Here is a 17,094-nt window from a genome sequence, read left to right on the forward strand (position 1 = left end):
GAGCCCGCTCGCCATCTGCTCTGACCCCATCGCTCGCTCCCATCCCTGGAGGACCCCATGGACCGCACCCGGCTCACCGCCCTGTTAGCGCGCGAGCGCGACAACTACACCCGGCAGAACCCCCGATCGGCGGCGGCCTACGCCCGCGCCGAGCACCTGTTCGGCCGGGTACCGATGACGTGGATGAACAAGCAGGCGGCCGGCTTCCCGCTGTACCTCGCGTCGGCGCGCGGCAGCCATGTGACCGACATCGACGGCCACGACTACGTCGACCTGTGCCTGGGTGACACCGGGGCGATGGCGGGGCACAGCCCGGCCCCGGTGGTCGAGGCGGTCACCCGGCGGCTCGCCGTGCTCGGTGGCGTCACCGCGATGATGCCGACGGAGGACGCCGAGTGGGTGGCCGCGGAGCTGACCCGGCGGTTCGGCGTACCGAGGTGGAGCTTCTCGCTGACCGCGACGGACGCCAACAGGTGGGCGATCCGCTTGGCGCGCGCCGTCACGAGCCGGCCGAAGATCCTGTTCAACAGCTACTGCTACCACGGCAGCGTCGACGAGTCGCTCATCGTGGTAGGCGACGACGGCGAAGGCGTCAGCCGGCCCGGCAACGTCGGCGCGCCCTGCGACGTGACCCTGACCAGCCGGGTGGCGGAGTTCAACGACGTCGACGGGCTGGAGCGGCAGCTCGCCCACGGCGACGTCGCCGCCGTACTGATGGAGCCGGCGCTGACCAACATCGGCATCGTGCTGCCCGAGCCGGGTTACCTGGCGGCGGTGCGTACCCTGACCCGCCAGTACGGCGCGCTGCTCATCAACGATGAGACGCACACGTTCTCGGCCGGCCCCGGCGGCTGCACCGGCGCCTGGGGCCTCACGCCGGACATCGTCACGATCGGCAAGGCGATCGGCGGCGGAGTGCCGATCGGCGCGTACGGCCTGTCCGCGGAACTGGCCGACGACATCCTCAGCCGCGACGAGCTGGATCTGATCGACATGGGCGGCGTCGGCGGGACGCTCGCCGGCAACGCGCTGTCGGTCGCCGCCGCCCGGGCGACGCTCGAACAGGTGCTCACCGACGCCGCCTTCACCGAGATGACGGCGCTCGCCACCGCGTTCACCACCGCGGTTACCGAGGTCATCGAGGCCTACGACCTGCCGTGGACGATCAGCCAGCTCGGTGCCCGGGCCGAGTACCGGTTCACCAGCCCGGCACCGCGCGACGGCTCATCCTCGGCACGGGCGGCCGACGCCGAACTGGAGGACTACCTGCACCTGTACCTCGCCAACCGCGGCGTGCTTCTCACGCCCTTCCACAACATGGCGCTGATGTCCCCGGCGACGACCGCCGAGGACGTGGACCGCCACTCCGAGGTGTTCGCCGCGGCGGTCGCGGAGCTCATGGCGTGAGCGCCGCCTGGGACGGTCAGGTCGCGCTGGTCACCGGGTGCGGCAGCGACCGCGGGATCGGTTTCGCCTGCGCGCGGCACCTGGGCGCGCTCGGCGCCCGGCTGGTGCTGACGTCGACCACCGAGCGGGTCGAGCGGCGCGCCGCCGAGCTGCGGGCCACGGGTGTCTCCGCCATCGGGTACGTCGCCGACCTGACCGACCCCGCCCAGGCCGCCGGCCTGGTGGCGACCGCGACCGGGCTCGGGCGGCTGACGGTGGCGGTCAACAACGCCGGCATGACCTCGGTGACGGACCCGGAGGTCCAGGTCCCCGCGACCGGGATGACCGACGCCCAGTGGGAGCGCGGCCTGCACCGCAACGTCTCGACCGCCTTCTACGTATCCCGTGCCGCCCTCCCGGCGATGCGCGACGCCGGGTACGGGCGGATCGTGAACGTGGCCTCCACCTCCGGACCGGTCTCGGCCTACCCGCACGACGCGGCCTATCACGCGGCGAAGGCGGCGGTGCTCGGACTCACCCGCGCGCTGGCCATCGAGACCGCGTCGCACGGGATCACCGTCAACGCCGTCGCACCGGGCTGGATCGCCACCGGCTCGACCACCGAGCACGAGCTCGCGGCCGGTCGGCGTACCCCGGTCGGCAGGCCCGGTACCCCGGACGAGGTCGCCGCCGTGGCCGCGTTCCTGGCCGGTCCGGGCGCCAGCTACGTCACCGGGCAGCTGTTCGTCGTCGACGGCGGCAACTCCATCGCCGAAGACCACACCTGACAGACGTTCGTCCACCTTCGAGAAACGGGTAACCGCACATGACCGTCAACCCAGCCGAACCAGCCCCGACCGCTACCCGGACGGCGTTCGTCGGTGGTCTCGTCTGGACCCACGGCACCGGCCCCATCGCCGCGGACGTCCTCGTCGCGAACGGCCGGATAGTCCACGTTGGGGCTTTGTCCGCCGACCAGCTGGAAACGGCTTCGGAGGTCGTCGATCTCGCCGGCGGTACGCTGCTGCCCGGCTTCGGCGACGGACACGCGCACCCGCCCTTCGGTGGGCTCGAGCCGCAGTTCGCCGACGTCCGGCAGGATTCGATCGAGGGCATCGTGCGGTCCGTCGGCAGGTACGCCGAGGCCAATCCCGGGCTCGACTGGATCCAGGGCTGGGGCTTCGACCTCAGCCTCGCGCCCGCGGGCCGGTTCGACGCCCGGTGGCTCGACGAGGCGGTGCCCGACCGCCCGGTGGTCCTGCGCGCCTCCGACTACCACACCGCCTGGTGCAACAGCGAGGCGCTGCGCCGAGCCGGAATCACCGCCGCCACACCGCAGCCGCAGGACGGCGAGATCGTCCTGCGCGAGGACGGCAGTCCGCTGGGCACCCTGCGCGAGTGGGGAGCCACCAACCTGGTCTTCGACCTGCTTCCCGAACTGGAGCACGAGCAGGTCGTGCTGGCCCTCGACGACGCCACCCGCCGGTTCGCGGAGGCGGGGGTGACCTGGGTACAGGACGCCTGGACGGAGCCGGACACGGTAGGCGCGTACCTCGCCGCGGCCCGACGGGGCGCCCTGCACACGCGGCTGAACATGGCCTTCCGCGCCGACCCGGCGACGTGGCGGGACCAGGTCAAGACGTTCGTCGACCGCCGGGCCGAGGTCGAGTCGGCCGGCCACGACCTGCTCACGGCCAGAACCGTGAAGTTCTTCGCCGACGGAGTACTCGAGTCCGGCACCGCGTCGCTCCTGGAGCCCTACTGCGACTGCCCGCACAGCCACGGTGTGCCGAACTGGTCCGCCGACGAGCTCACCGCCGCGGTCACGGCGTTCGACGCCCTCGGGTTCCAGACCCACATCCACGCCATCGGCGACGCGGCCGTCCGCGACGCGCTGGACGCGATCGCGGCCGCGACAGCGACGAACCCCCGTTGGGACCGGCGGCCGGTGCTCGCTCACGTCCAGGTCGTGCATCCGCGGGATCTGCCGCGGTTCGCCGAGCTCGGCGTGATCGCCTGTTTCCAGCCGCTGTGGGCCAAGCTCGGCCCGGTACAGCGGGCCCTCACCATTCCGCGGCTCGGCCCCGAGCGGAGCCGGCTGCAGTACCCGATCGGCGGGATCGTCCGCAGCGGCGCCCCGATCTCCTTCGGCAGCGACTGGCCGGTCACCGACCTCAATCCGCTCGTGGGCCTGACCACGGCCGTCACCCGCCAGACGGCCGCGGGGGAACCCGCCGGGGGGTGGCTTCCGGAGGAACGGCTGGACCTGCCGCACGCGGTGGCCGCGTACACGAAGGGCTCCGCCTATCAGGCGTTCCTCGACGACACGGGCGCCATCCAGGTCGGCAACCGGGCCGACCTCTGTTGGGTCATGGCAGACCTCCGCGAGCCGGACCTGGCAAAGCTGCCTCATGCCCGGGTTCTCGGCACCTGGGTGGACGGGCGCCGCACCCGGTAGGGCCGCCGGTCGACAGCGACGTCGGTCCGCGCCGACGCGGAGATCCAGCGCGACGTGCCGGCGAGCTGGACCGGGCTCCTCGTGCGCAGATCGGCGAGATCAACGCTTCCGTCAATTCCGTCAGGGACGGGGTCGTGACCGTCACCGGCACGATTCCCATCGGCAAGACGCTCACCGCGTATATACACTCGGAGTATACTCTTGGTGTATGGTCACTCCATGAGCGTTCCTCTCACCCTGCTGGGTCTGCTCGAACGAGCCCCCAGCCATGGTTACGACCTCAAACGCGACTACGACGCCGTCTTCGGCCGGGGTAAACCGCTGCCGTTCGGTCAGGTCTACGCCACGCTCGGCCGGCTGGCCCGCGACGGCAAGGTCGTGATCAGCGACGTGGAACCCGGCGACGGCCCCGAGCGCAAGCGCTACATCATCACCGAACTCGGAGCGACCGAGGTCGAAACCTGGCTGACCGATCCGGTCGAGCCGGAGCCCCACCTGCAGACCGTGCTGTTCACCAAGGTCGTCCTGGCGCTGATGCTGGACCGCCCCGCCGCGCACTACCTCGACACCCAGCGGGCCGCCCACCTGAAGCGCATGCGCGAGCTGACCGAGATCAAGCGGAGCGGCAGCCTGGTCGACGCGCTCCTGGCCGATCACGGCCTGTTCCACCTCGAAGCCGATCTGCGATGGATCGAGCTGACCGCGGCCCGGCTCGACGCGTTGGCGCGGGAGGTCCGACGATGACCGACACCGCCATCATCGAGGCGCGCGACGTCGTCCTGTCGTTCGGCCAGACGCCCGCGCTGCGCGGCGCGGATGTCGCGGTGAACGCCGGCGAGATCCTGGCCGTCATGGGCCCGAGCGGATCGGGCAAGTCGACGCTGCTGCACTGTCTGGCCGGAATCCTCCTGCCCGATTCCGGCGAGATCCACTTCGCCGGTCGTCGGCTCGACAGCATGGGCGAGGCGGAGCGCAGCACCCTACGCCGGGACCGCTTCGGTTTCGTCTTCCAGTTCGGTCAGCTCGTACCCGAACTGACCGCCGAGGAGAACGTCGCGCTGCCGCTCCTGCTCGGCGGCACCCGCCGGGCGGAGGCGCTCAAGCAGGCGAGAACGTGGTTCGGGCGGCTCGGCCTGGACGGGCTGGAGCAGCGGCGGTCCGGAGAGCTGTCCGGCGGGCAGGCCCAGCGCGTCGCGCTGGCCCGCGGGCTGGTCAACCGGCCCGAGATCCTGTTCGCCGACGAGCCGACCGGCTCGCTCGACTCCCTCACCGGCGAGCAGGTCATGGACCTCATGGTCACCGTCGCCCGGGAGCAGGGCACCACGGTCGTCCTGGTCACCCACGAGCCGCGGGTGGCCGCGTACGCCGATCGTGAGGTCATCGTCCGCGACGGCAGGGTCCACTCGCTCGCCGCCGAAGGGATCGGCGCAGAACGGATCGGCGCAGAACGGATCGGCGCAGAACGGACCGGCTCGTGATCGGCTTCGGCCTCCGGCTCGCCGTGGCCGGGGGCAGGGAGGCGATCACCCGGCTGGTCATCATCGCCGTCGCGGTGGCGCTGGGCGCCGGCCTGCTGCTGACCACCCTGGCCGGCATCAACGCGGTCACCACGCTGAACGACCGGACCGCCTGGCTCACCCCCGCCAAGGCCACCAGTGGCAGCGCCCCGACCTCGGATCCGCTGCTGGCGGTGCTCCGCCACAGCTACTTCCACCGCCGGAACCTCGACCGCATCGACCTCGCCGCCACCGGACCCCACTCGCCGATCCCGCCGGGCATTCCCCGACTGCCCGGACCGGGTGAGTACTACGCGTCGCCGGCGCTCAGCGCGCTGCTGCGCACCACCCCGGCCGACCAGCTCGGCGACCAGTTCCCCGGCCACGAGATCGGCACCATCGGCTCGTCGGCGCTGCCCGCCCCCACGTCCCTGCTCATCATCATCGGACACAGCCCGGCCGAGCTCGCCCACCAGCCGCACGTCAGGCCCGTCACCAGCATCGCGCGGACCGCGGCCGACAGCGGGGACAACACCAGGGCCGCCGGCCTCGACCTGGTGCTCGCGGTCGTGGCCGGCGCGATGATCTTCCCGTTGCTGATGTTCATCGGCACCGCGACCCGGCTCGCCGCGGCCCGGCGGGAGCAGCGCTTCGCGGCGATGCGCCTGGTCGGCGCGACGCCCCGGCAAGTGGCAGCGATCGCCGCGGTCGAGGCGACCGTCTCCGCCGTCGCGGGTACCGCCCTCGCCTTCGGCCTGTTCTTCCTGTTCCGCGAGCGGGTCGCGGCGATCCCGTTCACCGGCGCGCCGTTCTTCCCCTCGGATCTGTCGCTCAACCTGATCGACGTACTGAGCGTCGCGGTCGGCGTCCCGGTCGCGGCGGCCGTGGTGGCCCGGCTCGCGCTGCGCCGGGTGAACATCTCTCCGCTGGGCGTCACCCGTCGCGTCACGCCACGCCCGCCACAGGCCTACCGGCTGATCCCGCTCGCACTGGGCCTGGCCGAACTCGCCTACTTCCTGGTGGGCCACGTACCGGACACCTCGATCGGCCAGGTCGAGGCGTTCCTGCCCGGCTTCCTGGTGGTGATGGCCGGGCTGGTCATCGCCGGCCCGTGGCTCACCATGGTCGGAGCCCGCATCATGGCCCGGCGCACCAGCCGACCGGCGACGCTGATCGCCGCGCGGCGGCTCGCGGACAACCCCAGGGCCGGGTTCCGCGCGGTCAGCGGGCTGATCCTGGCCCTCTTCGTCGCCAGCGTGGCGGTCGGCGTCATCACCACGATCGTCGACCATCGGGGCGGCCCGACCACCGGCCCAGCCGCCACCAACCTGTCGCTGAATCTGCCGCCTGACACCCCACCGGTCCAGGACTCGTTGCGGGCGCGGCTGCGCGCGATCCCCGGGGTACAGGGCCTGGCGGTCGTTTACGCGGCACCGAACGACCTGCCGCCGCCACCCGGCACCCCGTGGACCCCGCCGGGGCTGGTGTCGTGCGCCGCCCTCGCCGGGCATCCGGACTTCGGGCGCTGCGCGCCCGGCGCCGAAGTGGCCTCGGTCTTCATCGATCTCACTTTCCGTCCAGAGTGGATGCCTGTGGACGGGACCTGGCCGACGGCACATGTCCCGCTCGACCAACTGTCACGCCTGCCGATCGCGTCGCTCGTCGTAGGTACCGACGGGTCGACGTCCGCGCTCGAGCGGGCCCGGACGGTCCTGGTGGATGCCTATCCACGCGAGCCATTCTTCGCCAGCACCGAGGCCGAGTGGCAGGCGGACACCGCGAGCACCCTCAATCAGTGGAAGCAACTGGCCAACGTGGTGATCCTGGTGAGTCTGGTGATCGCCGGATCCAGCCTGGCAGTCAGCGTGGTGGGCGGGCTCACCGACCGCAAGCGCCCGTTCAGCCTGTTGCGGCTCACCGGCGCACCGCTCGCGATGCTGCGCCGGGTCGTCGCGCTGGAGACCGCCGTGCCGCTGCTGGCCGCCGCCGTGGTGGCGATCGCAACGGGGTTCCTGGGCGCCCACCTGTTCCTCGTGGCCCAGATGCGCTACTCGCTGCACGCGCCGGGAGCCGCGTACTACCTGATCGTCCTCTGCGGGCTCGCCGCGTGCCTCGGGATCGTCGGGTCCACCTTCCCGCTGCTACGGCGGATCACCGGCCCGGAAACCGCACGGAACGAGTAAGAACCGGACCGACGACAGCCCGTGGCGCGAGCGGCGTCACGGGCTGTCAGGCGGGAACGGACACCTTCGCCGGGGTCTGGCCGCCGAAGAGCAGCGCCACCACATCGCTCACCGCATGTACGCCCGCGCTGAGAGTGCCGCCCGGCGGCTGGCTGTACATCACGACGACGACGCACCGCTCGGTCGGCCCGGCAAAGCCGACGGTGTGGGTGACCCAGTGCTCGCCGCCGGAATCCGGCTTGAGCGCCCAGCCGTCCTTGTTGCCCGGGCGCAGCGTCGGCCCCGCCGCCCACACGCCCCAGTGCTGGTTGTCGGCCACCCCGCGCAGCGTCTCCACCAGGTACGCCCGGTCGTCGGCGTGCAGGTGGTCGCCCAGCACGTAGCTCATCAGGTGGTCCAGGTCCTCGGCCGTGCACCGCAGGTTGCGCCAGTACGTCTCGCGGCCGGCCACCACGGACAGCGAAGCCATCCCGTACCCGGCACGGAACCGGTCGAGCATGCCCGGACCGTCGTAGCGGTTCCAGAGCGTGTCGGTGGCGTCGTTCGACGACGACCGGAGCATGTCGGACATGGCCCGCCGGTCGGCGTCGGTCAGGTGAATGGCGCCGGCGCGCTGCCGTTCCAACAGGAACGTGGCGATCGCCAGCTTGATGGTGGACCCGGTCCACATCGGGGTGCGCGTCGCGCCGGCACGCCAGACCGCCCCGGTCTGACGGTCGCGCATCACCACACCCAACTGGCCACGGCGGTTGGCCGCGTACGCCGCCGCGGCCTCGAAGCGTGCCCGCTGAGCGCAGTCCCACCCGTCCTGGCAGGCGGAAGGCACCGGGCTGTCCGGGGTTGCCGTGCCCGCCGGACTCGTCGCGGTCGAGGTCGCGGTCGCCGGTGGATCCGGTGGCGCCGAGGGAGCCGGGGCCGAGGACCATTCGCCGGCCGGCCGGACCCGCACCCCGTCTTGACCACAGCCGGCGACGAAGGGGAGCGCGGCGACAGCGACGCCGATGAGACGGACCGAGACGCCGATGAGACGGATATGCATGACGCCCGAACGCTACCGGGATCCACGCGCCCCGTCGAGCCGTCCGGTCCCCGCTGCCGCCCTACTCCGCGCTGTTGTACTGCTCGGTGCCCGGCTCGCCGTCGAAGCGCGTCCAGCGCACCCGCAGCTCGTCGCGGGTGCCGAACCGGACGAGATGCCGTCCGACGACGTCCTCCAGCTGCGCCAGGTGGTCCGGCTCCCCCTCGACGGACAGGTGCAGCCCGTCCGGCGCGCAGAACAGCTCGGCGCGCCCGGCGGAGAAGGTGATGTAGCCGCGCTCGTCGCTTTCCGACCAGTCGCCGCCGTTGCGGCGGCCGAGATGCGCGACCAGCTGTTTGGCGTAGCGCGCCGGCCGGTCCGTGACCACCAGGGCTTCACTTCGACCGGTCATCGACCGCTCCTCCTCGCTCGTCGTGTCGCTACCGACGATAACCGGTCGGTGTCCGTACGGTTGGGGCCCGGCGCGCACGCGCCGGGCCCCACCAACGGTCGTACCGTCAGCCGGCTACTTCACCGCGTTGAGCGCGTCGACGATGCCCGCGCCGTAGAAGCCGTTACGCGCGCCGCCGGAGCAGGTCGCGTCGTAGGCGTGCGGGCCCGACGAGATCAGCGGGACCGGGTTGTAGACGCCCGCCGGGCAGGACTGCGGGTCGGCGGTCCGCTCCAGGAACGACGACAGCTGCCCCGCCGTCATGCCCGGGTGGGCCGACAGCGCGAGCGCCGCGACGCCGACGGCGTGCGGGCCGGCCATGGACGTGCCCTGCATGTAGCCGTAGCCGTTGGCCTTCGTCGTCGTGTTGATGACGGTCGACAGGATCTGGTCGGCGCTGGTCGAGCGGGCGCCCTGAGTGCGGAACCGCGCGTCACCGCCGGGAGCGGCGACGTCCACGACGCCCTGGCCGTACGAGGAGTAGTAGCTCTTCTGACCAGTCGGACCGACCGCCGAGACGGCGACCACGCCCGGCGCCTCGGCCGGCAGGTCGAGGCAGGCGCTGTTGATCGCGCGGGTCTCCGGCGTGCCGTTGTCCGGGCTGCCGGCGTCGACGGTCTTGTGCGCCAGGTCGACGTTGGAGTTACCCGCCGACGCGATGTTGAGCACGCCCTTGTTCTGCGAGTAGCGGATGGCCCGCTGCACCGCCTGCCAGACCGGGCGCTGACGCGCGTCGTTGCGGCAGTTGAACTCCCACGGGTCGATGTAGTAGCTGTTGTTGGTGATCTGCATGCCGTGTTCGGCGGCCCACACGAATCCGCAGACGGCGGCCTCCGGGTAGATGAAGCCGTCGTCGTTGACGACCTTCACCGACGCCACCTTGACGCCCGGTGCGATGCCGGCGACGCCGACGCCGTTGACGGCGGCGGCGATGGTGCCGGCCACGTGGGTGCCGTGGCTGGAGGTCGTCGGGTTCCAGGCCGCCTCGTGGGTGTCGACGACGCCGCCGATGCAGGACGCGCTCTTGTCCTTGGCGATCTGGGTGGCCAGGTCGGGGTGGGTGCTGGAGATACCGCTGTCCAGGATGCCCACGGTCACATTCGGGCTGCCGGCGTTGACCGCCTGCGCCTGCGGGACGCCGATCATCGACATGTCCCACTGCTGACCGTAGAGCGGTTCCTTGGTCGGGTCTCCGGTGGTGGTGGCAGCGGCGTTGGCGACGTCGGCCGCCGAGACCTCCACCATCTCGCCCTCGTCGAGGGCGGTGCCGAGGCCCGCGGTGGCGGCGACGGAGTCGACGCCGGTGCCCTTCACCTGGTTGGCGAAGTCCGGGTTGGTGGACCGGACGACGAGCACACCGATCTGGTTGTACTTGGCGACCACCGTACCGTTGGCGGCGGCCACCCGGGCGGCCGCGGTGTCGGTCTTGCCGCCTTCCGGGGCGAGGACCAGATACGTGGAGTCCGGGCCGACGGCCGCGGCCGAAGCCGGTCCGCCGGTCACGGCGAGACCGACGACGCCGAGCGCCACAGCGGACGCGGCAGCCAGGGTCTTACGACGGGGGTTCTTCACACAATCTCCCATGGAGCTGTTGCCGCCGGCCCGCACCCGTGGCAGGGCGGCCGGCGCGAGACGGACAAGGCGCCCGCCTCCAACAGAGCAACGTCAGGCGTTCGCTTCCGTTACGCAAACCTGTCCAATCGGATACGAATCATCAACATCAACCCCTGCTCGTCCCCTCGGCCGTCGCGGACGGGGCCGCGGCGCTGTAACCATCAGCGCAGCTTCGGGGTGTATTGAGGTGACAGCCCGGCGAGGGATGGTGTGGATGACTAGGCCCGACGACTTCGACGCCTTCTACACGGCGACCGCTCGGCGCGTGGTGCAGTACGTCTACGCGGTGTGCGGCGACCTGGCCGAGGCGCAGGACGTGGTCCAGGAGGCGTACGCCCGGGCCTGGCAGAGGTGGTCGACGCTGGCCGACTACGACGATCCCGAGGGTTGGGTGCGTACGGTCGCCTGGCGGCTGTCGATGAACCGGTGGCGCAGTGCGCGCCGGTGGCTGGGTGCCCGGGCCCGCCTCGGCCACCCGCAGGACGTCCCGGGGCCTACGCCCGACCGGGTGGCCCTGGTCGACGCGCTGCGCCGGATACCGGAGCCGCAACGGCGGGTCGTGGTCTCGCACTACCTCTACGACATGCCCGTGGCCGAGATCGCCGACAGCACCGGGATGCCGGTCGGAACGGTGAAGGTCTACCTCGCCCGGGCCCGCACCGCGCTCGCGGCACTGCTGGGAAACGAAACGGAGGACGCCGATGTCAGCTCGCATTCGTGAGGCGCTGGACGACCTGGAACACGAGGTAGCCGCGCTCCCCCTGGCTCCGCCGCACGCCATCCGGGCCCGCGGCCGGGCGCGGCGGCGCCGCCAGGCGGCGGTGGTCGCCACGGTGGCGGCGGGAGTGGCGGTCACGGGGGCCGTCGCACTCCCGTCGCTGACCGGGCGCGCGGGACCGGCCGGCGTACGATCGCAGCAGGTCGTCGCCGCACCCGTCCCCAGCGATTCGGCCAGCACCCGCGCGACCGGCGGCTGCGTCAACCCCTCGGCCTCGCCGACCCCGTCCGACGCCGACCGCGCCGGCGCGCTCGCCACGAGCCGGAAAGCGCGGGTCTTCCTGAAGCCGACGGCCACCTCGACCGAGAAGGCGGCCGTCGACGCCGCGCTGCGCGGGCTGAAGGACGTCACGGCGATCGAATTTCTGAGCCACGAGCACCAGTGGCAGCGCTTCGCGGCGCAGTACTGCTACGCGCCCGACCTTGTCGCGGCGACCAGGCCCGACAGCCTGCCCGAGGCGTTCGACCTCACGCTCGCCAGTGCCGGGGACTACAGCGACGTCGAGGCGACGATCGGTCGGATGGCAGGCGTCGACAGCGTCGTCCATGCCGTGCCGTGAGCACCCGTCACCCACGGCTCGCTTAGCCGGCGGCCGTGAGCCGCGGGACACGAACAGATGTCGTGCCCCGCCCATCGCGAGGGGCGTGCGACCATGGATCGCCATGAGCCTCGCGATCGCGCCCATCACCGACATTACGACGTGGATGCGCAGCAGCGGGCTGGAGATCGTGCTCTTCCTCAGCGGCGCGATCCTGCTCGCGCGGTTCATCCGATGGCTCGGCGACCGGATCACCCGGCGGATCGACGCCGCGTCGGTCGGCGACGGCGGCCTGGTGCGCTCGGAGGCGTCCAAACACCGCCACGCGCTGACCCAGGTGATCATGTGGAGCGCGCTCGTGCTCGTCTACTGCGTCTGCGCGGCGCTCATTCTGCAGCGCCTGGGGGTCCCGGTGACGGGCCTGGTCGCGCCGGCCGCCGTCGCCGGCGTCGCGCTGGGCTTCGGCGCACAGCGGATCGTGCAGGACGTTCTCGCCGGAATCTTCATCATCGCCGAGCGGCAGTACGGCTACGGTGACATGGTCCGCATCGCGGCGCTCGGCTCGGAGGCCGGCGTAAGCGGCACCGTCGAGGAGGTCACCCTGCGGATAACCCGGATGCGCTCGGCGAACGGCGAAGTCATCATCGTGCCGAACGGCCAGATCGTGCAGGTGATCAACATGTCGCGGGACTGGGCTCGCGCGGTGATCGACATCCCGGTGCCCAGCTCCACCGACATCAATCAGGTCCAGGGCGTCCTCCGCCGCGTGGGCGACGCCGCCGCCGTGGACGAGCGGCTGGGGCCGCTGCTGCTCGGCCCTCCATCCGTACTGGGCGTGGAGAGCATCGAGGTGGACACGCTGCACGTGCGGATCGTGGCCCGTACCCTGCCCGGCAAGCAGTTCGAGGCTGGCCGTGAGCTGCGCTCGCGGGTGGCCGCGGCGCTGCGGCAGGAGGGTGTCGTCGTCGCCGCCGACGTGGACACGGCCCATCCCACCGGGGCGGCATGATGCCCGGACACCTGTTCGGCGGCCGGGTCCGCACGTCCACCGCCCTCATCGCGCTGGTCTTCGTCGTCACGCTGGCGACCTACCTGCTCGTGCGTCCCACCCCGGACAAGGAGCACAAAGCCGCCACGACGCCGGCACCGGCATCCACCGGGCCGGCCAGCCCGAAGCCGACGACCCGGCCCCGGCACCGGCCCTCACCGACGCCGACGCCGAGCCCGACGGTCACCGCCGTCCCCTCCGCATCCGAGACGCCCCGGCTGCGCAGCGCTCCCCCGAGCGCCCCGGTACCGTCGCGAAGCCCGGCCGTCCCCAGCGAGACGCCGTCGCCCTCGGCCAGCTCCACCCCGTGAGGCACGGCTCCTCTCCGTGATGCGCGCCGCCCGGTGCTCCGGCCGCCGTCCGCGGCCGGGTGGCCTACCCGACCGCGTCGCCTACCCGACCGCGCGGCCTACCTGACCGCGTCGCCTACCCGACGGCGTGGCCTACCCGACCGGGCGGCCGGCCGGGCGTCCTCACTGCGTCGCCACGACGATGCAGCGCCGCAGCTCCTCGACCGCCTCCGGGGCGCCCTCGACCGTCACGCCGCTCGGCTCACCGGCACCCTCCCGGTTCCACACCCAGCGCAGCACGGCCATCGGCGGGCCGCTCAGCGTCACGTCGGCCGCGCCGTCACCGGCACCGTCCTCGACCGTGAACAGCCGCGGACCGGTCCGCACCCGCCACGCCGCGCCGTCGGTGCGCACGGTGTACGTGCGGCCCGGTGAACCGTCCAGGATGTCGGTGAAGTAGCTGCCCCACTCGCCGACGCCGTACGCCGTGAAGACCTTGAGCAGCTCGTCGATGCCATCGATGGCGAGGTCGGCCGGGACCGGCGCGACCGGCTGCCCCGTGCCCAGCTCGGCGTCGATGCGGTGGATGACCGTCTCCTGCGCCATCCGCCGGATCCAGAAGCCGACGGTCTGGTCCGGGGCGTACCAGGTGCCGGCCGGATCCTCCGGCTTGCGGGCGGCGAACTCGTCGAGCAGCTCGGCGTACGCCCGGTCGAGCAGCGCGAGCGGCTCGGAGTCCGCGAGCTCCTTCGGCGGCCACTGGTCGGGCTCGGCGCCCTCCCGCATGGCCAGCGTCTTGTGCACGTACACCTCGCCGACGTGGCGGGCCAGGTCGGCGACGGTCCAGCCGGGGCAGCTCGGCACCGCCGCGGTCAGGTCGGTCGGCGCGACGGCCCGCAGTCGGGCGAAGTCGGCCGCAAGGCAGTCGAGGAATCGGGAATGCTCCATGCCGTGCAGTTCAGCACAGGCCCACGACACTTTCCGCGCGTTCCCGGTCCGGCGTCCACCATCAGGGTCGTACCGGCCGGACGGCGGCGCCCGACAGGGGGTCGGCCCGGTCCGGGCCGACCCCCTGATCCGCAAGTACGGTCGTTGCTACTTCGGCGGCGGCGCCACCAGGCACTTGGCCGGCGTCGACGCGTTCTTGAAGTTGTCGATGCCGACGATCAGCGCGTCACCGCGTAGGGTGACCTTGTAGTTGATGTCGCCCGCGCCGTCCTTGACCGAGGGCTGCGCGCCCGGCGCCTGAACAAGCTTGATCTTCGTACCGCTCGGGAACGGTCCGAAGTTCACCGACGAGTCAGCGGTGTCACGGATGAAGATGTCGACCGCGGTGTCGACGAGGTCGGTCGCCGAGATCTGGTAGAAGCCGTCCGGGTTGTTCGAGCCGGGCGTGTTCTTCCCGCTCGGGTTGTTGGTCGGGGTGCACGCGGCCGTGGGGGGCGTGGTGTCGACCACCCGCATGACGGCCGTGTCACTGCCCGTGTTGCCGGCCGCGTCCTTGGCGGTGCACGTCACCGTGGTCTCCCCGAGCGGGAACGTGTTGCCCGACGGCGGCGTGCAGGAGGGTGTCAGCGGCCCGTCGACGTTGTCGACCGCGGTGGCGGGATAGTTGACGACCGCGCCGGCCGGGCTGGTGGCCTCGACGGTCTGGTCGTCGACCGTGACGGTCGGCGGCGTCACGTCGTTGACGCGGACGTTGATCTGCTCGACGAACGCCGGGCCGCCGGACAGGCCGTTGAGCAGGAACTCGACGGTGCAGTGCAGGGTCGCGCCCTGTTTCGCGTCACCGGCGACGTTGATGGTCTCGGTGAAGTTGACGTCCGTGCCGCTCCGTTGCGTCTTCGAGGGGGCGTCGAAGGTGGCGGAGAGACCGGGGTCGCACGACACCTTCGGAGTCACCGTGACGTCGAGGTCGTGCAGGCCGCTCAGGATCGCGGCGGTGACGGTGTCGGGCGCGCTGCCGACCAGTTGGCCGCCCGTGGCGGTGACCACGGTCTGCGCCTGGCCGGTGGCGTTCAGTCCGCCACCGCCGCCGGTCACGTCGACGGCTATCGTCCGCGCGCCGTCAGCCTGCAGGGCGGCGACGGCGTCGGTGAGCGTGTGTCCGGCGCTGGGGTCGTGGCTCGGTGCGTCCCCGACGAGCACGACGATCCGACTGCTGCCGGACCGGTAGCTGATCGCGCCCTTTGAGACCTGGTAAAGCGCGTTGACCCAGGCCTCCGGTGTGTCGCCGCCACCGCCCGCGACCAGGCCGTTGACGGCGGTCTGCAGGGCGGTCGCGTCCCCTGTGAGGTCCTGGCGTACGCGGAAGAGTTCGGCGCCGTCTCCCTCGTCCCGGTACGAGGCGACCGCGAACTCGGCGCTGGGCTGCGCGGCCCGGACCTCGTTGATGACCTGCTGCAGGTTCGTCCGCACGTTGGCGATCGCCCCGCTCATGCTGCCGGTGGTGTCGACCAGCAGCACCACGTCGGGGTTGGGAGGGATGGCCGGAGTGTGCACGGTCTTGTTGACCGAGATCGAGGCTCCCGGATCGGCGTTGCGGTCGACCGTGGCGGGGTCGACTCCGGGAGCCGCGGCGGCGGGCGAGGCGAGGACCGTCGCCAGGGCGGTGGTGGCCGCGCCCACCGCCACCACCCGCCCGAGTAATCGTCGTCCTGGCTGGCTCACTACTGCTGTCACGGACAAGGTCGCTCCTTGTGGCCGGTACCGCGATGAACACGCGGCGTGTGCCACGGAACACTAGGAGTCAGCGCAACGCCGCCGAGTCGGACACAGGTCAACGTCCGGTAGCCGACGGCAGGAAGCGACCTCACCGGCTAGGGTCGCCAGCCCCCGGCCTGGGTGAAAGACCCGCCGCCCGGTAGCACTCGTCGATCAACCGCATGGTGACGACCGCGTCGTCGCCGTCGGTCGGCATCGGCGCGCCGGTACGGACGGCCGCGGTGAACGCCTCGAGCTGGTAGGTGTAGGACGAGCGGGTGCCGAGGTGCTCGACCCGTCGGCCGTCCGGAGTCTGGACCACGACCCTGTCGTCCAGATGCGGCTGTACGAAGTTCGGCGCGGTCGCCTCACCCCGGGTTCCGACGACACGGCAGCTGAACTCCCACCGGTCAGCCGCCATGTGGCAGCGCGCCGAGCCGGTCGCGCCGGACGGGAAGACGAGGTCGGCGTCGAGCCACTCGTCCACCCCCGGAGCCGCGGCACGCTCACCCGCCCGGGCGGCGGTGAGGGACGGCTCGCCACCACCCCAGGGCGCGAGCACGCGCTGGGCGTGCACGCTGTAGCAGCCGAGGTCCATCAGGGCGCCGCCGGCGAGGGCGAGCGACCACCGGGGGTCGGCCCCGCCGGGGTCCGGCATCATCATCATGGTCTCGACCCGGACGAGGTCGCCCAGCTCACCGATTGCCAGCAACTCGTGCAGCCGCCGGGTCACCGGGTGGTACAGGTAGTGGAACCCGTCGGCGACGACCACACCCGCCCGGTGCGCCGCATCGCGCACCTCGGCGGCCTCCTCGGCGTTCGCCGCGAACGGCTTCTCCGACAGCACATGCTTGCCGGCCTCGATGGCGGCCAGGTTCCAGGTGGCGTGGAGGCCGTTGACGAGCGGGTTGTAGACGGCGTCGACCTCGGGGTCGGCGAGGACCTCGTCGTACGTGGCGACCGCCCGTTCCACGCCGTGCGCCGCGGCGAAGGCCGCGGCCCGTTCGTTGTCGCGCGCCGCGATGACGACCAGGCGGGTACCGGTCGTCATCGCGGGCTTGACGATCGCGAGTTCGGCGATGCGGGCCGCGCCGAGAATGCCGATACGTAGCGGTTCCATGCGGTCTCCGG

The 17,094-nt window shown here is 71.9% G+C and carries 16 protein-coding genes; 10 read left to right on the plus strand and 6 right to left on the minus strand.

The genetic code is table 11. The features are described from left to right. Positions 1-57: 57 nt before the first annotated feature. From HC031_RS33055 to HC031_RS12705, 6 genes are all read left to right on the plus strand, one after another. Positions 58-1,407 (plus strand): transaminase, encoded by a 1,350-nt coding sequence (locus HC031_RS33055; protein ID WP_167925470.1) that lies wholly within the window; start codon positions 58-60, stop codon positions 1,405-1,407. Then, entirely contained in the window at positions 1,404-2,174 is a 771-nt protein-coding gene (locus tag HC031_RS33060) for an SDR family oxidoreductase (protein ID WP_167925471.1), read from the plus strand. Before HC031_RS33055 ends, HC031_RS33060 begins: the two co-directional genes overlap by 4 nt. A 38-nt stretch (positions 2,175-2,212) precedes the next feature. Further along, the gene (locus HC031_RS12690; protein WP_167925472.1) at positions 2,213-3,844 is read left to right on the plus strand and encodes an amidohydrolase; all 1,632 of its coding nucleotides are present in this window, start codon (positions 2,213-2,215) and stop codon (positions 3,842-3,844) included. 219 nt (positions 3,845-4,063) lie between these two features. Continuing rightward, positions 4,064-4,588 carry a PadR family transcriptional regulator gene (locus HC031_RS12695; RefSeq protein ID WP_167925473.1) on the plus strand — a complete coding sequence of 175 codons (525 nt, stop codon included), beginning with the start codon at positions 4,064-4,066 and terminating at the stop codon, positions 4,586-4,588. Next, entirely contained in the window at positions 4,585-5,322 is a 738-nt protein-coding gene (locus HC031_RS12700; protein ID WP_167925474.1) for an ABC transporter ATP-binding protein, read from the plus strand. Before HC031_RS12695 ends, HC031_RS12700 begins: the two co-directional genes overlap by 4 nt. Next, positions 5,319-7,523, plus strand: coding sequence for an FtsX-like permease family protein (locus tag HC031_RS12705; protein ID WP_167925475.1), 2,205 nt, complete (start codon positions 5,319-5,321; stop codon positions 7,521-7,523). Before HC031_RS12700 ends, HC031_RS12705 begins: the two co-directional genes overlap by 4 nt. 46 nt (positions 7,524-7,569) lie before the next feature. Here the strand turns inward: HC031_RS12705 and HC031_RS12710 are convergent, their stop codons facing one another. The 3 genes from HC031_RS12710 to HC031_RS12720 all read right to left on the minus strand — a co-directional run bounded on the left by HC031_RS12710 (position 7,570) and on the right by HC031_RS12720 (position 10,564). Beyond that, a complete protein-coding gene (locus HC031_RS12710; RefSeq protein WP_167925476.1) occupies positions 7,570-8,562 on the minus strand; it encodes a serine hydrolase in 993 nt (330 codons plus the stop codon). A gap of 61 nt (positions 8,563-8,623) precedes the next feature. Continuing rightward, positions 8,624-8,953 (minus strand): DUF2218 domain-containing protein, encoded by a 330-nt coding sequence (locus tag HC031_RS12715; RefSeq protein ID WP_167925477.1) that lies wholly within the window; start codon positions 8,951-8,953, stop codon positions 8,624-8,626. A 114-nt stretch (positions 8,954-9,067) separates the two neighbouring features. Beyond that, positions 9,068-10,564: a S8 family serine peptidase gene (locus HC031_RS12720; protein ID WP_167925478.1), complete on the minus strand. Its 1,497-nt coding sequence runs from the start codon at positions 10,562-10,564 to the stop codon at positions 9,068-9,070. A gap of 256 nt (positions 10,565-10,820) precedes the next feature. Between HC031_RS12720 and HC031_RS12725 the strand changes: the two genes are divergently transcribed. The 4 genes from HC031_RS12725 (at position 10,821) to HC031_RS33870 (ending at position 13,281) form a co-directional block, all read left to right on the plus strand. Beyond that, on the plus strand, positions 10,821-11,327 hold the full coding sequence (locus HC031_RS12725) for a SigE family RNA polymerase sigma factor (protein WP_167925479.1): 507 nt from the start codon (positions 10,821-10,823) through the stop codon (positions 11,325-11,327). After that, positions 11,308-11,943, plus strand: coding sequence for a permease-like cell division protein FtsX (locus HC031_RS12730; protein ID WP_167925480.1), 636 nt, complete (start codon positions 11,308-11,310; stop codon positions 11,941-11,943). The genes HC031_RS12725 and HC031_RS12730 overlap by 20 nt, the downstream gene beginning before the upstream one ends. A gap of 103 nt (positions 11,944-12,046) precedes the next feature. Next, positions 12,047-12,931, plus strand: a complete 885-nt coding sequence (locus tag HC031_RS12735; RefSeq protein ID WP_167925481.1) for a mechanosensitive ion channel family protein — start codon at positions 12,047-12,049, stop codon at positions 12,929-12,931. Further along, a complete protein-coding gene (locus tag HC031_RS33870; RefSeq protein WP_167925482.1) occupies positions 12,928-13,281 on the plus strand; it encodes an Rv3103c transmembrane domain-containing protein in 354 nt (117 codons plus the stop codon). Before HC031_RS12735 ends, HC031_RS33870 begins: the two co-directional genes overlap by 4 nt. Positions 13,282-13,443: 162 nt before the next feature. Here the strand turns inward: HC031_RS33870 and HC031_RS12745 are convergent, their stop codons facing one another. The 3 genes from HC031_RS12745 to HC031_RS12755 form a co-directional block, all read right to left on the minus strand. Beyond that, a complete protein-coding gene (locus HC031_RS12745; RefSeq protein WP_167925483.1) occupies positions 13,444-14,208 on the minus strand; it encodes a maleylpyruvate isomerase family mycothiol-dependent enzyme in 765 nt (254 codons plus the stop codon). 147 nt (positions 14,209-14,355) lie between these two features. Further along, positions 14,356-15,942: a VWA domain-containing protein gene (locus tag HC031_RS12750; protein ID WP_167925484.1), complete on the minus strand. Its 1,587-nt coding sequence runs from the start codon at positions 15,940-15,942 to the stop codon at positions 14,356-14,358. A 130-nt stretch (positions 15,943-16,072) separates the two neighbouring features. Then, positions 16,073-17,083 carry a Gfo/Idh/MocA family protein gene (locus HC031_RS12755; protein WP_167925485.1) on the minus strand — a complete coding sequence of 337 codons (1,011 nt, stop codon included), beginning with the start codon at positions 17,081-17,083 and terminating at the stop codon, positions 16,073-16,075. Positions 17,084-17,094: the final 11 nt, after the last annotated feature.

Source organism: Planosporangium thailandense, assembly GCF_011947195.1.
Taxonomy (GTDB): Bacteria; Actinomycetota; Actinomycetes; order Mycobacteriales; family Micromonosporaceae; genus Planosporangium; species Planosporangium thailandense.